We start from the raw sequence: 14,711 nt of genomic DNA on the forward strand, positions 1-14,711 counted from the left end.
GGAAACGACGGGCGTTCACCAGTCGGGTGCGGCGACGGGACGGGTCGCTGTCCGCACTGAACCCCCGCACGGCCCCAACTGTCGACACCGATCCGCTGGCCGCCGCGAACCGACACGCAGCCTACTACTTCCTGACTCACTCTTCGCCCGGCCAGTTCCGCCGCCGTCGAACTCGATGACGCCGACGTCCTCGAGTCAGAGAGGTTCCGATGGGCCTGCTTGTCGTCTCGATCCACCAGTTCCGCGGACTCCCGAATGCTCTCGGGATCGTGCCCAGCAAACAGCACCTGCTGACAGCTTACTCGTTTACGTCGTCCCTGTCGTCTTCCAGCGCTGTGAGTTCTGCATCGAGTTCCTCGTCAGTGCGACCGTCACCGATCTGTTTCTCAGGTTCTTCAGATGTCGCTCCCTCGTCGCGGTGGCGACCGAACATCCGGTTTACCGAGGTGAGGCTAGAGACGTATCGTCGGACGTCCTCCCGTTCGCCGAGGACGTGGTAGTAGCCGTCGTCCGTTTTTCCGATGTAGTCAGTCAGTTGTATCAGGAAGACGTTTCGGTCAGCTCGCAGCACTACTGAGCGGACGATTCGACCACGTCCGACCCGAGATCGGCCTCGCGAATCGGTCTACGGCATCGATCGGTCCGCCGCTTCGATGCTATCCCTGACTCCGGCGAGGTGTTCGCTTCCCCGGAGAGCGGTGGACTTGGGAGTGATAGAGCGCCTCACCGGTTTCGACGTCGAAGAGGTGGAGCCGATCGGGATCGTACGCAACCGAAACCGTCTCACCGGCTCGGATCTCCGCGCGCGGCTCGGCACCGATTTTGCATGACGTGTCCCCGATGGAGCAGTGTAACAGGAGGCTATCACCGAGCGGCTCCGTCACGTTCACCTCGGCGTCGATGGTCCCGGCGTCGCTGCTGGGACGCTCATCGTCGAGGGAGAGGTCCTCGGGCCGGACGCCCAGGACGGCACGGTGACGGTCGCCGATTCGAGTGTCACGCTCGCCGTTCCGATCCGGTCGATACCCCTCCTCGTCGACCGGGAGCGAAAGGGTGAACGCGTCGTGGACGACGGTCCGGTCCTCGAGCGCCACTGGAATCATGTTCATCGCCGGATCGCCGATGAACTCGGCGACGAACCGGTTGGCGGGGAAGTCGTACAGCGTCTGGGGCTCGTCGACCTGCATGATCCGTCCGTCGTTCATCACGACGACCCGTTCGCCGAGCGTCATCGCTTCCGTCTGGTCGTGGGTGACGTAGACGGTCGTCGTCCCGAGCGACGAGTGGAGTCGGGCGAGTTCGGCGCGCATCTGAATCCTGAGTTTCGCGTCGAGGTTGCTGAGCGGCTCGTCCATCAGGAACGCGTCGGGGTCGCGGACGATCGCCCGCCCCAGCGCGACACGCTGGCGTTCGCCGCCGGACATCGCCTCCGGCTTGCGATCCAACAGGTCGGTGATGTCGAGCGTCGCCGCCGCGTCCTCGACCCGTCGATCGATCTCCTCGTCGGTGAAGTCGCCGCTCGATTTCATGCCGAAGGTGATGTTCCGCCGTCCGGTCATGTGCGGGTACAGCGCGTAGTTCTGGAACACCATCGCCATGTTTCGATCCTTCGGCTTCACGGCGGTGACGTCCCGATCACCCATCTCGATCCGGCCGTCGGTCGCCGACTCGAGGCCCGCGAGCAGTCGGAGAGTCGTACTTTTCCCGCAGCCGCTCGGGCCGACGATGACGAGGAACTCGCCATCCCGGACGGCGAGGTCGATCCCGTCGACCGCGAGCACGTCGTCGAACTCCTTCCGGAGGTTTGCTACTGTGACAGTTGTCATTGTTACGTTTGCTGGATGCTAATCGTCTCTAGCAGCGGTTTTCGGAACACGATCATCAACAGAAGCGGCGGCAGTAGCGTCAGCGTCGACCCGGCCATCACGAGCGACCACGAGAGCTGGCCGCCCTGGACGTCACCCTGGAGTAGCTGGAGCCCGACCTGGGCGACCTGATTGGCCTCCGCGTCGATGATGATCAGCGGCCAGAGGTACTGGTTCCAGGCGTACACGAACATGATGATCGAGACCCCGACGAGGACGCCCCGCGACATCGGCAGGAGCACGAACAACATGAATCGTCCCGGCCCGACGCCGTCCATTCTGGCGGTCTCGACGATCGACGTCGGGATCGACATGAAGTGCTGGCGCAGGATGAACACCGTCGTCGCGCTGGCGACGTAGGGGACGGTGATGGCGAGGATCGTGTTGCTCCATCCGAGATCGTTCATCAGCTGGAACAGCGGGACGAACCGAACGGGGACGGGCAACAGCAGCGTGAACAGGATGAACAGGAAGACGAGGTCCTTGTACGGGACCCGGTAGTAGACGATCGCCATCGCCGCGAACACGGAGACGACCAGTTTCCCGACGACGACGACGAGGGCCATCACCAGCGAGTTCCACATGAATCGGCCGAACCGGTAGTCGACCAGCGCCTCCCGGTAGTTCTCGACGGCGTAGCCGCCGGGGACGAGATCGCCGAGGCCCGTGACGACGCCCGTCTCCTTCGTGCTGACGAGCACCGCGACCACGATCGGGAACACCACGGCGAGCACGAGGACCCACAACTGGAGGTGCGTCCCGGGGGGATCGCCGCGGATCGTCCTCCTCGCCGGGTCCCCTCCCAGCGCGTCGACCTGCCGTCTCGCGTATTCGACGATGCCGATCATGTCAGGCACCGTAGTACGAGTAACTGTCAGTCACTCTGAACTGGACGTACATCAGCACGCCGACGATGAGGAACAACACGACGGATTTCGTGGAGGCGACCCCGAAGTTGAAAAAGGAGAACGCCTCCTGATACAGGTCGAAGATCAGGACGTTCGTCGCGTTCGAGGGGCCCCCGCTCGTCAGGAGATCGACGAAGGCGAACGTGCTGAAGAAGGCGTAGATCGTGTTGATGATGACGAGGAAGAACAGCGTCGGCGTCATGATCGGCACGTAGACGAACACGAGCCGACTCAGTCCGCCCACGCCGTCGAGCGCCGCGGTTTCGGTGAGCGTGTCGGGGACGTTGTTCATCGCCGCGATCATGAAGATCACGTTGTAGCCGATCTGCTTCCAGATGGCCGCGAGCGCGACGACGACGAACGCCTGGGGTCCGTCGTTGAACCAGTCGACGTCGACGCCGAGCGCCTCCACCGGACCGGTCAGGACGCCCAGCGTCGGGTGGGCGATGAAGAGGAACACGAGCGCGCCGACCGCGGGGGGGAGCGCGTACGGCCAGATCACCGAGAGCAGATAGACGCCCTGTCCGGTGTCGACCTCGTGGATGAGAAACGTCAGATACAGCGAGACGGCGATGACGCCGACGACGACGACGGCAGCGAACACGATCGACACGAACAGGCTCGAGTGATACCCCGAGTCCGTCAACAGGGAGAGGTAGTTCTCGAGGCCCACGAACTCGTCCTCCTGACCGAACCCGGAGTTGAAGAAACTGGTTCGCACGGCGAGTGCCGTCGGGTAGTACAGGAACACGACCGAGACGAGCAGCGTCGGCAACAGCAGCAGCCCGGACTCGAGCCGACCGGTGAAAATTTCGCGTGTGGACATGCGTGTGGCTCCCGGTAGTCAGTCGTAGTACTCGCTCAACACGGCGTCGACCTCCGTTTTGAGCGCCTCGATTTCGGCGTCGACGTCGGCGGCGTTCAGGATGTCGACCGACTTGTCCTGGATGACCGTCTGCACGTTGCGTGCCGGTCCGAGGAGCGCGCGTTTCGTCGCGGGATCGCTCGCGTCGCCGCTCTGGAGCTGTTCGAGCGCGACCCCGTACATCGGGTTCTCCTCGAACCACCCGTCCTCCCGGAGCGAGTCGACCGACGGTTGCGTGATCGGGTAGTAGCCCGATCCCTTGTGCCACTCGGTCTGGACCGCCGGCTGTGACATGTACTCGAGGAGCCGGCCGATCTCCCCGTACCGCTCCTCGGGCAACCCATCGGGGACGTAGAAGGAGGCGCCGCCGATCACCGGGCCGACGCGGGTCTCGCTGATGCTCGGGTACTGTGCCGCGCCGACCTCGAAGTCTTCCGAGTCGGCGATCAGCCCGGCGACCGAGGCCGTGCTGGTGAGCACCATCCCGACCTCCTGCTCGATGAACAGGGAGGTCGCCTCGCCCCAGGCCTCGATTCCCGGGTTCGTGTAGAGGTCGTCGTCGGACATGCCTTTCCACCACTCGTAGAGGTCGTAGGTCGCCTGGGGGGTCCGGAACTCCGACGGCGTCCCGCCGTGGCCGTTCTCGCCGTCGGTCAGCAGTTCGCCCTCGAAGCCGTACCACGTCTCGACGAACCACACGTGGTTCGGCCAGGTGATGCCGTACTGGGTGACGCCCTGGTCGACCAGCGACCGGGACGCGCTCCGGACCTCGGCCAGCGTTCGCGGCGGGTCGTCGGGGTCGAGACCGGCTTGCTCGAACGCGTCCCGGTTGATGTACATGATCGCGTTCGAGTTGTTGAACGGCAGGGAGGCGAGTTCGCCGTCAACGGTGAAGAACTCCGCGACGTTGTCGAGGAACACGTCGGCGTCGAAGTCGTCCGGAAGGATCTCCTCGACGCGACGCACCTGTCCGGTGTCGAGCACCTGTTGGGCGAAGAGGCTGTCGACCTGAAGCATGTCCGAGACGTTCCCGGAGTCGAACGCGGACAGCGTGTTCGTCAGGACGTTCTCGTAGGAGTCCTGAAACTCCATGTTCACGCCGATTCCGGACTGATCCTCGAAGTCCGTGGCGATCCGATCGAGGGTCTCGCCGTTCGTCCCGCCCATCGCGTGCCAGACCGTGAGGTCCTCCGCGATCGGGGAGAACTGTGAACTGCTGCCGCTGCTACCGCCGATACACCCCGCGAGTCCGGTCGCGGCGGCGAGCGCGGCTCCGGTCGTCGTGAGCGTGTTTCGCCGTGAGAGTCCAGCCGCCTGCTCGGAAGTTGGCGCCATACGTGTTCGACCATCCGGACGCCCAGGATAACTGTTGATAATAGCATTGCCGTGCAGTAGCGATCCCTCGGTGGGTATCCATACGGCTCTACGGGGTCCAGTGACGGTCACGAGTGCTGGGGCGATCACGGTGACCCGGACCCGTGCCGATGGGACTGGAACGTGGCGCGTCCAGTGATGGAGGAACCGGACCCACACGACGGTCGCCGACTCGCTCGGAAGCGTCGAGTCGTCGCGGATGAGTCGCTCAACGCGGCTCTCAACGGGACAGTCCGCCCGATACAGGTGTCCTCAGTCCCGGAGGTAGCCGTCCCAAAGCACCCGCCGAGGGACCCAACGAGGTTATCGGCGTAGAACGCGAATCGGCAGGACCATGAGTCTCATCGCCGAGTTCACCGTCGCAGCCGACAATTTTGCCCTCCGTGATGCACTGACCGCTGCCCCGGAGATGCTCATCGAGATCGAGGAGGTCGTGGCGACGATGGAGGACCGGGTCATGCCGTACTTCTGGGTCAGCAACGGCGACCGAGCGGAGTTCGAATCGGCGCTCCGGGACGACGCGTCCGTCCAGAACATCACGCAGGTGGACGAACTGGAGAACGCCGTCCTCTATCGCGCCGAGTGGACGAGCAACGTCGAATCCGTCGTGTACGCCTACACCGAGGTCGGCGCGACGATCCTCCAGGCGACCGGGCAGGGTGACCAGTGGGAGCTGACGATGCGCTTCGACGACAACGACAGTCTCTCCCAGTTTCAGACGTATTGCCGTGACCACGAGATCGACTTCGACCTCACGCGCCTGACCGAACAGGACCAGCCGATGGCGAGTACCCAGTTCGGGCTCACCGCGACCCAGCGCGAAACGCTCGTGGCCGCACGCGACGCCGGCTACTACAGCGTCCCCCAGGAGGTGACCATGGACGACCTCGCGGCCGAACTCGGAATCTCCCGACAGGCGCTCTCGAAGCGATTACACTACGGCCATCACAATCTCATCACGAGCACGCTCACCGTCGGGCAGCCGGACGAATAAGTTCACGTTGACACCCGTGGCGTCCGGCCGAACGAGTCCGTCGACTGCGAGCGGTCACCGAACCAGGTCCGGTCGTTGGTTTAATCGAGTGGAATATTCACCCGTACGTTCCAACCACGTGAGGACACTACCGGGAAATGATGACATGCCAGACGAGGTTCCCCGGAGACGCTGACCGGATATACACGGCGCTTGGGAAGCAGCGGCGTCGGTCCGTCCTCTATACGCTCGTTCAGCAAGGCGGACGGGCGGAGATATCTCCCCCGGCACGGCGACTCGCAGCGGCGGAACAGCGGACGAGCGTCGCGGACGCGACCGAGGAGATGGTCACGCAGGTGGAACGCCAGCCGTATCACGTCCACCTCCCGAAACTGGACGACAATGGGTTCATTGGCTTCGATACGGACACGGGCGCGGTGACGCTCACCGAGAACGCCGGCCGGATTGCCGAACCGGTAGCGCTGGTGAGCGAACTGGAGGACACCGCCGAGCGCCTGGAGGGCTCGACCGAACAATCCCGGAAACGGGTGGGAACGGGAGCGGTGGAATCGAGCGATGAGTGAGCGAGTGCTGGCACGGTGTGGGGACTGTGGGCGAGGGTACGCGGCGCGAATCCTCGACGACGGGACGCTCCACGTGATGGGCGGGATAAGCGACTGCCGCTGTGGGTCCGACGCGTTCACGCAGGCGACGGTGAGTTTGGAGCGGCGCGACCCAGCCTAGCGGGCGATACGCAGTTCCCCCGAACGGCTGTTTCATGGCCCGTCATAGATCAAGAAGAGGAGCTCACCAGGGCGACTACTCCGCTCGTTCGGCCGAGCGGGACGGGTCAGTCGGTGGGACCGACGAGCACCGCCCGCTCTAGCTTGCATCGGTAGAACGTTCGAGTCGGGGAGTTACCGATGCACCGGTACGGTATCGAAGAAAGAGCGGCTCTGTTGAAACCCGATCGGTCAGACGCTATTTGCGGTGAAACAACCGTAGATAGGGTTGCGAGTTGACCGATGGCCTCGTCCAATCGGGCGGGGACACACTACCGTTGTCCGGGATTCGGCCGACAGCGGTTACGTGACCTGGACGAACTCCGCGGTGCCGCTCTGCTCGACGGTAATACGGTAGCCGCTGTACGTGAATTCGACCGTCATCTGTGCCTCCGGTGACGGCGGATTCGAATACAGCGCCGAGATCATCCCGTCGATGCAGTCGTAGGTCGGTGTCAATTCGTCTGTTTGCGTTCCCTCAAGGTCGGCGATTACTTCCGCTATCGCAACAGCCGGGTCCTCCCTGTCGGTGTTCAGTTTCCGGTGAACGATCTCGTCGTCGTGGGTTTCTGTCATAGTATCTCTATAGTTCGGCCTCGTGGACGGAGTTGATGTGGTCGAAGCGCTGTTCTCAATCGCCCGCGGCGGGCGGTGCATAGCCGTCAATACGTGCCGCTTGGTCGATGAACTGGCCGTGCCCATTTACCCCGCCGAGTTCGATCGATTGCCTATCCTGGGCAACCGTAATGAGGCCAGCATCGGCAAGTTTCGGGAGGTGCATATGACGAAGTTGTACCTCGATGGTAGCACTACTGGTGTTCTGGCTCGCTTCGGGTTGGCCGGGATCCCAGTTGGCGAGTGAAGCCGCCAGCGTGTCGAAATCCACGGCCTCGGACTCCCGGGTCAGGTGATACAGGACGTAGCGTCGATACGGATGCGTCAAGAGGTCGAACATCTCGTTCAGCCCCGTTTTGGGTTGTGCTTCCACACCGATCTTCTGGTCCAGACCACCGTTACATCTTTTTTAGATAATTCTAAGTATTTGATAATCCAGGCAGGAGCGGCTGTTTGCTTTACTTTCCCAAGCACAACAGAGCGGACAGTCGGGCCACCTCCAGTATGAATACAGTACTCCAACTATTGCTGTCCTTCCCGCCGGTGGCTACCCCTCGGCCGAACCGATTTCCTCGGGCGCATCGGCGTCCTCTCCGGCGAACTCCTGATGGAAGTGATTCCACGGTTGGATGTGTTCTTCTGCCAGAATGTTGCTACTCACGATTCGCAGGCCGAGGTCGTCTAACTGGTCGGTACTTTCCTCGATCTCGGAGGTCGATTCGGCGACGACCTCGACGTGGATGTTCTCCTCGCCGGACAGCATCTCCCGGGCGTTGACGACACCCCGAACGTCGAGGGCTTCCTCCGCCATCTCCGACCGACGGGAGAGTTCCGGATTGTATCCAAGGATGATCCCGTCCTCCTCCAGTTGCGTGATTCGGTTGTGGATGGTCGTTCCGGTTACTCTGTTTCCTCCGCAATGTCCGTGTCGGAGGCCCCCCGGGCGTCCACCTGCAACAGGTGCAGGATGCGGCGATCGAGGTTGTTGATGGGGGTATCGCTCATGACGGTCTTTTCGTTGCCGAGTCAGTTGAATCGCTCGCCCGGACGGGACGCGCGTGGAGTCCCCCCTCTGGACGAATCACACACTCGTTGGACTGTATCACTGGTTGGGGATTTCAACAGAGCCGGTGAGGGTACCCGTCGGCGACGGTGAATGAGACAATACATCTTTTCAGCGGCCGCTCGTATCGTGGCCATGGCAATTGAGGCGACGTTCACTGCGACTGACGGTGAGTTTCCACTGGCTGCGGTCTTCTCGGAGTTTCCCGCCGCCGAAATCGAACTGGACCGCGTCGTTCCGACGGATGAGTTTCTCATCCCGTATTTCTGGGTTCGAGATATCGAAATCGAGAACATCTCGATGGAGAACGTCGCGCACCCGGGCATCCACGATATTCGGGTGGTCGATACCGTGGATGGAGCGGCGTTTCTTCGTATCGACTGGGACTTGGCGTACGAGAGCGTCTTAACCGCAATCATCGAAACCAACGTAACGCTCATCTCCGCGCTCGGGAGCCAAACCCAGTGGTCGTTCGAATTTCGGGCTGAATCACAACAGGATCTCGCCGACTTCCAGTCGTACTGCCGAGACCACGACATTCCTCTTGAGCTTACGAAGCTTCACGCGCTCTCGCCGTTAGCATCGGGCCAGGAGTACGATCTGACCGATGCACAACGAGAAGCAATGACGGTCGCGTACACGCTGGGCTATTTTGAGTCTCCGCGAGAGGCGACTCGGCAGGACGTAGCGAACGAACTGGGGATTTCACCGCAGGCTGTTGGGTCTCGGCTTCAGAGAGGGACTCGACGATTAATCGCAAGCACGCTCATGCGACTTAAATAGTAATATATAAATATATTTCTAATGAAAAGGTTAGAAACATCCTACTGGCTCTCGTAGTTGGAGTATGGAACGCGGTCTCAGAGGTAGACCTCAAGCGATGACTATGGAGCCACCCTTGTCATCCCAGCAATCCGAGGCAGGTCCGTTACGCGTCCTTCACGTCGATGACGAGCCTGATCTCTCGGAGCTAGTCGGTATTTTCCTGGAGCGTGAAGACGAACGATTCGCTGTCCAGACGGCGACCAGCGCCAGTGAGGGCTTGGACCGACTTTCCCAGCAGGCGTTCGACTGCGTTGTCTCCGATTACGACATGCCCGGCTGTAATGGCATCGAGTTCCTTGCGGAGGTTCGAGAAGAGTATCCCGATCTCCCGTTCATACTATTCACTGGGAAAGGCACCGAGGAAGTTGCGAGCGACGCGATTTCAGCAGGCGTTACCGAATACCTTCAAAAGGAAATGGGCACGGATCAATATACCGTGCTGGCCAATACCGTTTCGAACGCGATCGACCATTACCGGTCCCTCCAGATGGTCGGACAACGCGAGCAACAGTTCCGGGAAGTCATCGAACGCGTAACGGATGCCATCGTCGAGGTGGATTCGAATTGGTGTTTCACTCTCGTCAATCAGCAGGCTGAGGACCTCTACGAGATGGACGAGGAGTACCTTCTCGGTCGGGACTTCTGGGAGGTCTTCAACGAGGCGCTCGACACTCGATTCGAAGCGGAGTATCGACAGGTCATGGAATCACGAGAACCCGCCTCGTCCGTCGAATACTTCTCCCAGCTCGACGGTTGGTTCGACATCGAGGCGTATCCAGCGCACAACGGCGGCATCACGTTCTATTTCGTCAACGTCCCGAAACCGCGAGACCATCCACCAGCGGCTGAGTGATGTACCGGAACCGGTGCTTTGGGGTTCGACCGCGCCGCCGGACACGGGGCTGGAACCACTCTCGTTACGCGAGAGACTCCCGAGTCGCAACCGAGAGATACGTTCCCCCGAAACGTCCCCCAAACCTGACGATGGCGACCGGGAACACCCCGAGGATGCCGAGCGTCCGACAGCCGAGGAGTCCCCCGCGGGGGACCCATCCGCAGCGGAGTTGTTTTTCCTCCACGAACGAGGGAGGCGACGTTCCGGATACGTTCATCGTCGAAAGTACGTTCGGTGACTCCACAACGTTCTTCATCGTGGCCCGAGGGGTCCCGCTATGGCAGTCATCAAGGCCCTCCGACGGTCCCCCGGCGCGCTCCTCGGGACGCCCGGACTCGTCGTCCCGGCGATCGTGCTGTTCCTGTTTCAGGTCCCCCAGCTCGTCCTGCAGTCGAGTCACCCCTTGCTCGCCTCCCTCGTGTCGCTCGGGGGATCGCTCCTCCTCCTCGTGTTCGTCCCGTTCTTCCAGGGCGGGATGGTCGGCATGGCCGACGAGGCGCTCGACGGGCGGAGTTCGCTCGGCACGTTTCTCGCGGCCGGGAAGGCCAACTACCTCCAGATCCTCATCGCGTACGTCCTGATCCTGGTGGTGAACGCCGTCCTCGGCGGCATCCTGTTCGTCGCCGGGTTCGGGGCGCTGCTCTCGGGAGTGCTCGAACTCGGGACGGCGGCGCTCGCCGTGCTCGGGATCGTCGCCGCGGTCGTGGCCCTCGTCTACCTGCTGATCGCCTTCTTCATCCAGTTTTACGCCCAGGCGATCGTCCTCGAGGGCGACTCGGCGATCGAGGGGCTCAAGCGGAGCTACGGCGTCGTGCGGTCGAACCTGCTCGCCACGGCCGGCTACATGGTCGTGGCGTTCCTCGTCAGCGGGGTGCTCGGCGTCGTGTTCGGCGGGCTGTCGCTACTGACCACGCCCGAAACGGCCACGACGCTCGGACTCCCCGCGCTCTCGACGGGCGCGATACTCGCCGTGGCGCTGGCGATGACGGTCGTCGGGGCCGCCATCTCCGCGTTCCTCCTCGTCTACTCGGTCGCCTTCTACCGGCTCATCGCCCGCTGAGCGGCGGCGGGGTCGAGACGGCGTGTTTCCGACGCGCTGGGTTCGGTGGTCGCCAGCCGTCTGAACAGCCATGCTGGCGCTCATGGTGATGTTCTGACTCCGAGGGCGATGGGTTGTCACGATACCAGCCGCGTTATCGACTGGCGGACGATGATCGGATCGGCATCGATGAGGCGAGCAGTCCGGTCGTGAATCGCCTCGAGGTCAAGCCCCGAGGCACTCGCCTTGCTTATCCGTAGAGTCTCTTTTACGAAGACATTCATTGGACGCACCTCCATCAAAACATTTGATTTTTGACTTGATTTAGTTTCTCTGTTCGCTGAGCGGTTTACACCGCGACTTTCACCGAACTAGTTCTCAGCGAACACCTTTATCACTGCTGGATTTAGACTCTATGTACGCTGAGCGGCTATGGAGTCAACAAACGAAGAAGAGACTCTACGAAAGGGCCTGTCGACGCGTGAGTCGCAGGCACTGTCACGGCTCGCAAGCGAGGATCGGCGGGTCATCAGCAGTAGTGACATCGCGGACGTCCTCGACATCCCTCGGAAGTCGGCCACGGACATGGCGTATGCCCTCAAGGAGAAAGGCTGGCTTGAGCGGATCGTGCACGGGACGTACCTCATTCTGCCGCTCGCTGCCGGCGAGAACCCCGTGTATACCGAACACGAGTTCGTGATCGCGTCTGCACTCGTGGAGCCGATGTACATCGGGTACTGGAGTGCGATGAATCATCACGAACTGACGGAGCAGCTGTCCCGGACGGTGTACGTCGTGACGACAGCGCGCGCCCGAGAGCGTGACATCCACGGGGTCACGTATCGTCCGGTGTCGGTCACGGAGCAGAAGTTCTTCGGCTATCAACCGACGGCGGTCGGGTCGAACCAGGTGAACATTTCGAGTGTCGAAAAGACGCTGGTCGATTGCGCCGATCATCCGGAGTTCTGCGGGGGTATCAGCGAGCTTGCGAAGGCGATGCAGAACGCTGGCAACATGCGATGTTCGTGGGAACGCGTCGTCGAGTATCTGCGGCGAGTTGGAAACGGTGCCGCAACGAAACGACTCGTGTATCTCGCCGACCAGTTGGACATCTACCTTCCGGAGTACCGGGACCTCGTCGAGAACTTCACGACGGGATACCCGCTGCTCGATCCGACGAGGGAAGCGACGGGGACCCGCGACAGCACGTATCAACTCCGTCTGAACGTTGCCCCCGAATCGTTCCTCCCTGGTGACTTCTCATGATTTCCGACGCGCAATTACGACGGCTGGCCAGAGAACTGGATGTTCGCCTCGGCTACGCGGAGAAGAACTACGTCAATTCGTGGATCCTCTGGGCGATCTACACGAGTCCCTCCGGTGACAACCTGCTCTTCAAGGGTGGAACTGCGCTCAGCAAGTTGTACTTCCCGGAGACGTGGCGCTACTCGGAAGACCTTGATTTCGGTGTCGAGGGAGCGTACCACGGGAGCGAAGTGGAGTTGCAAAGCACATTGGAAGACGCGACGAGCGCATCCGGTATCGACTTCGAGGTGACCAAACACCGCGAACTGCAGAAAGAGGAGTATCCGACGCACTACGTCGATATCGATATCCAGTACACCGCCGTTCTCGGCCACAAGAACACGACGAGTCTTGACGTTATGATCGATGAACACGTTGCGTTCGCTTCGGTAGACCATCGCCACAGCTACGAGGATGTCCCGGAATTCGAGGTGACCGCGTACAGCCGTGAGGAAATTTTCGCGGAGAAGTTGCGAGCGCTCTATCAACGGTCACAGGCTCGTGACTACTTCGACCTGTATCGGATGATTACCGAGGCCGACGTTGATGAGTCGGATGTACTTCCGGCATTCACGCGGAAGTGTGAACACGACGGTCTTGACATCGACCTTCGGGACGGGCTTCCCGGAGAGAAACGGAATGAGATCCGTGACGGTTGGCAAAATACGCTCCCCGATTTGGTTGCAGACCTCCCCGAGTTCGGCCCCGTGTATGACACACTCGAAGACTACGTCCATTCGCTGGTCGACGAACAGCAACGCTAGTCCTGGAGGTGGGCAACGGCACGACCCTGGAGTTCACGGGGCTTCCCGACCTGGTCGACCAGTTCCAAACCGAGGTGAACGAATTCCATGAGCGACGAACCAACTGACACCGAGCCCGCGCAGGACGAATCCATCCCCGAGCCCGACGATATCGATCTCGTCACCGCCGAACCACCACCGACCGACCGCCGAGTACGGGTCGAACTCACTCTGTCGAACCGCCTCCCACACCTCCTCAGTACAGACATCCGCGGACGTCGTCGCGACGTAATCGTAGCGAACCAATCGCGTAGTGGACCTATGGATTCGAACGGATGCTCTCGGGGAGATCCGGGGTACGGTCTCGAAGCTCACTGAGACAGGTTTCGAGGATTGCCATCGGATTCGAATCCGTGAAGGATGCGGATTCACGGTGCGGTGCTGCCCACGCGTCGTGATCAACCTGGAAGTGGCTCGGGCCCAAGTTCTCGTGCGTTCCGTCCTGATGCCAGCCGCATGACCACGGTGTCCCCGGTTCGTTGTACTGGATACGGAACTCATCACGCTCGGAACGTGGACGCCACTCGAATTCAAGCGTCGCTTCGTCCGCGTCCAGATCCAGATCAAACAGGATCGCGCGATCGAGTGTCGCCACGAGACGGGCTGGACGCATCGGACTTGGATCAGCGGTCACGGCCGTGACGCCAGCTTCTCGTCGAAGGCGCGTGGTGACACGTTTGTGGACCTCATAGCGGTGGAGATGCGTGTCTCCAGGAATCGGTGAGTTTTCCATTCGCTGTGATCGAGTCAGTTGGCGGATGCGAGCCGAGTATCGCGAGTCGCCTCGATCGTGTCGTAGAGCTGAATTGCCTGCTTGATGAGCGTAGCCTGGTGCTCGTAGTACTCCCAATCCTCCGCGTCGTGCCGCCGCTGTCGGCGTTCGGCTGCCGGAATATCAGCACCGACGGTCGCCCGGAGCTCGTCAGCAGACGCCACAACGTATGCATCCTTCCACTCATCGATATCGTCCCTGATGGCCGCCAATTCAGCCGTGAGTTCGTCCTTCTGGTGCTCAGTGATGAGGTCACGGATCTGATCGAAATACTGGGTGACTGGATCTGGATAGTAGCAGGTCTCGCGGCCACGCTGGATCGTTTCGAGTGTATTCGCCTCGACGAGTTGGGTGAGGTACTTTTCGGCCGTGTTCCGGGCAACACCAGCAGCATCGGCTATCTCTCCCGCGTTTTTTGGGTCGCGAACCGTCATCGCGACCTCGCGAATCCGGGCGACCTTTGCCGTGTGGTCCATGGGCCCCGTGTCGTTCATACACCTGCTCGTCTCTCCAACAGTATTAGCGTTTTGAAACCTGATTCAACATATTGAATTAGAGCTGGGTTTCATCCGCAGACCGATGAACGGGTCTCGTGCCGGCGCAGCCGTGGTCCATCGAACGATCTCA

The 14,711-nt window shown here is 61.3% G+C and carries 20 protein-coding genes and 1 pseudogene; 8 read left to right on the forward strand and 13 right to left on the reverse strand.

The features are described from left to right. Window positions 1–298: 298 nt before the first annotated feature. From RJT50_RS14600 to RJT50_RS14620, 5 genes are all read right to left on the reverse strand, one after another. Window positions 299–571 carry a hypothetical protein gene (locus RJT50_RS14600; protein ID WP_313692279.1) on the reverse strand — a complete coding sequence of 91 codons (273 nt, stop codon included), beginning with the start codon at window positions 569–571 and terminating at the stop codon, window positions 299–301. Between the two features lie 85 nt (window positions 572–656). Then, window positions 657–1,826 carry an ABC transporter ATP-binding protein gene (locus RJT50_RS14605; RefSeq protein ID WP_313692280.1) on the reverse strand — a complete coding sequence of 390 codons (1,170 nt, stop codon included), beginning with the start codon at window positions 1,824–1,826 and terminating at the stop codon, window positions 657–659. 2 nt (window positions 1,827–1,828) lie between these two features. After that, window positions 1,829–2,713, reverse strand: coding sequence for a carbohydrate ABC transporter permease (locus RJT50_RS14610; protein WP_313696031.1), 885 nt, complete (start codon window positions 2,711–2,713; stop codon window positions 1,829–1,831). A gap of 1 nt (window position 2,714) precedes the next feature. Next, complete coding sequence (locus RJT50_RS14615; RefSeq protein WP_313692282.1) at window positions 2,715–3,599, reverse strand: carbohydrate ABC transporter permease; 885 nt, start codon at window positions 3,597–3,599, stop codon at window positions 2,715–2,717. Between the two features lie 18 nt (window positions 3,600–3,617). Further along, on the reverse strand, window positions 3,618–4,805 hold the full coding sequence (locus RJT50_RS14620; RefSeq protein ID WP_425499737.1) for an ABC transporter substrate-binding protein: 1,188 nt from the start codon (window positions 4,803–4,805) through the stop codon (window positions 3,618–3,620). Between the two features lie 541 nt (window positions 4,806–5,346). On the opposite strand from RJT50_RS14620, the gene RJT50_RS14625 reads away from it, so the two are divergent. The 3 genes from RJT50_RS14625 (at window position 5,347) to RJT50_RS14635 (ending at window position 6,729) form a co-directional block, all read left to right on the forward strand. Then, complete coding sequence (locus tag RJT50_RS14625) at window positions 5,347–6,006, forward strand: helix-turn-helix domain-containing protein (protein WP_313692286.1); 660 nt, start codon at window positions 5,347–5,349, stop codon at window positions 6,004–6,006. A 137-nt stretch (window positions 6,007–6,143) separates the two neighbouring features. Then, window positions 6,144–6,569 carry a DUF7344 domain-containing protein gene (locus RJT50_RS14630; protein ID WP_313692287.1) on the forward strand — a complete coding sequence of 142 codons (426 nt, stop codon included), beginning with the start codon at window positions 6,144–6,146 and terminating at the stop codon, window positions 6,567–6,569. After that, window positions 6,562–6,729 (forward strand): hypothetical protein, encoded by a 168-nt coding sequence (locus RJT50_RS14635; protein WP_313692288.1) that lies wholly within the window; start codon window positions 6,562–6,564, stop codon window positions 6,727–6,729. Before RJT50_RS14630 ends, RJT50_RS14635 begins: the two co-directional genes overlap by 8 nt. 341 nt (window positions 6,730–7,070) lie before the next feature. On the opposite strand, the gene RJT50_RS14640 is transcribed toward RJT50_RS14635, so the two are convergent. The 4 genes from RJT50_RS14640 to RJT50_RS14655 form a co-directional block, all read right to left on the reverse strand. After that, on the reverse strand, window positions 7,071–7,343 hold the full coding sequence (locus tag RJT50_RS14640; protein ID WP_313692290.1) for a HalOD1 output domain-containing protein: 273 nt from the start codon (window positions 7,341–7,343) through the stop codon (window positions 7,071–7,073). Between the two features lie 55 nt (window positions 7,344–7,398). Further along, window positions 7,399–7,755 carry a DUF7344 domain-containing protein gene (locus RJT50_RS14645; RefSeq protein WP_313692291.1) on the reverse strand — a complete coding sequence of 119 codons (357 nt, stop codon included), beginning with the start codon at window positions 7,753–7,755 and terminating at the stop codon, window positions 7,399–7,401. 174 nt (window positions 7,756–7,929) lie between these two features. Beyond that, on the reverse strand, window positions 7,930–8,193 hold the full coding sequence (locus RJT50_RS14650; protein ID WP_313692292.1) for a hypothetical protein: 264 nt from the start codon (window positions 8,191–8,193) through the stop codon (window positions 7,930–7,932). Between the two features lie 89 nt (window positions 8,194–8,282). Further along, the gene (locus RJT50_RS14655; protein ID WP_313692293.1) at window positions 8,283–8,387 is read right to left on the reverse strand and encodes an AsnC family protein; all 105 of its coding nucleotides are present in this window, start codon (window positions 8,385–8,387) and stop codon (window positions 8,283–8,285) included. 193 nt (window positions 8,388–8,580) lie between these two features. Between RJT50_RS14655 and RJT50_RS14660 the strand changes: the two genes are divergently transcribed. Both RJT50_RS14660 and RJT50_RS14665 read left to right on the forward strand, forming a co-directional pair. Then, a complete protein-coding gene (locus RJT50_RS14660; protein ID WP_313692294.1) occupies window positions 8,581–9,228 on the forward strand; it encodes a helix-turn-helix domain-containing protein in 648 nt (215 codons plus the stop codon). Window positions 9,229–9,292: 64 nt separating this feature from the next. Further along, the gene (locus RJT50_RS14665) at window positions 9,293–10,123 is read left to right on the forward strand and encodes a response regulator (protein ID WP_313692295.1); all 831 of its coding nucleotides are present in this window, start codon (window positions 9,293–9,295) and stop codon (window positions 10,121–10,123) included. A 64-nt stretch (window positions 10,124–10,187) separates the two neighbouring features. On the opposite strand, the gene RJT50_RS14670 is transcribed toward RJT50_RS14665, so the two are convergent. Next, entirely contained in the window at window positions 10,188–10,421 is a 234-nt protein-coding gene (locus tag RJT50_RS14670; protein WP_313692296.1) for a hypothetical protein, read from the reverse strand. Window positions 10,422–10,442: 21 nt separating this feature from the next. Here RJT50_RS14670 and RJT50_RS14675 point away from each other — a divergent pair, with 21 nt between their 5' ends. The 3 genes from RJT50_RS14675 (at window position 10,443) to RJT50_RS14685 (ending at window position 13,273) form a co-directional block, all read left to right on the forward strand. After that, window positions 10,443–11,225: a DUF7847 domain-containing protein gene (locus RJT50_RS14675; protein WP_313692297.1), complete on the forward strand. Its 783-nt coding sequence runs from the start codon at window positions 10,443–10,445 to the stop codon at window positions 11,223–11,225. 411 nt (window positions 11,226–11,636) lie between these two features. Next, the gene (locus RJT50_RS14680) at window positions 11,637–12,470 is read left to right on the forward strand and encodes a type IV toxin-antitoxin system AbiEi family antitoxin domain-containing protein (RefSeq protein ID WP_313692298.1); all 834 of its coding nucleotides are present in this window, start codon (window positions 11,637–11,639) and stop codon (window positions 12,468–12,470) included. Continuing rightward, window positions 12,467–13,273 carry a nucleotidyl transferase AbiEii/AbiGii toxin family protein gene (locus RJT50_RS14685; RefSeq protein ID WP_313692300.1) on the forward strand — a complete coding sequence of 269 codons (807 nt, stop codon included), beginning with the start codon at window positions 12,467–12,469 and terminating at the stop codon, window positions 13,271–13,273. The genes RJT50_RS14680 and RJT50_RS14685 overlap by 4 nt, the downstream gene beginning before the upstream one ends. A 138-nt stretch (window positions 13,274–13,411) precedes the next feature. Here the strand turns inward: RJT50_RS14685 and RJT50_RS18695 are convergent. The 3 genes and pseudogenes from RJT50_RS18695 to RJT50_RS14700 all read right to left on the reverse strand — a co-directional run. Continuing rightward, window positions 13,412–13,543: pseudogene (locus RJT50_RS18695) on the reverse strand (DUF234 domain-containing protein); the annotation flags it as partial. A gap of 28 nt (window positions 13,544–13,571) precedes the next feature. Further along, window positions 13,572–13,907, reverse strand: coding sequence for a hypothetical protein (locus tag RJT50_RS14695; RefSeq protein WP_313696069.1), 336 nt, complete (start codon window positions 13,905–13,907; stop codon window positions 13,572–13,574). Between the two features lie 152 nt (window positions 13,908–14,059). After that, window positions 14,060–14,578 carry an ArsR/SmtB family transcription factor gene (locus RJT50_RS14700; protein ID WP_313692302.1) on the reverse strand — a complete coding sequence of 173 codons (519 nt, stop codon included), beginning with the start codon at window positions 14,576–14,578 and terminating at the stop codon, window positions 14,060–14,062. Window positions 14,579–14,711 lie beyond the last annotated feature (133 nt).

Origin of the sequence: Halobaculum sp. XH14, from assembly GCF_032116555.1 — an archaeon.
In the GTDB taxonomy this organism is placed as follows: domain Archaea; phylum Halobacteriota; class Halobacteria; order Halobacteriales; family Haloferacaceae; genus Halorarum; species Halorarum halobium.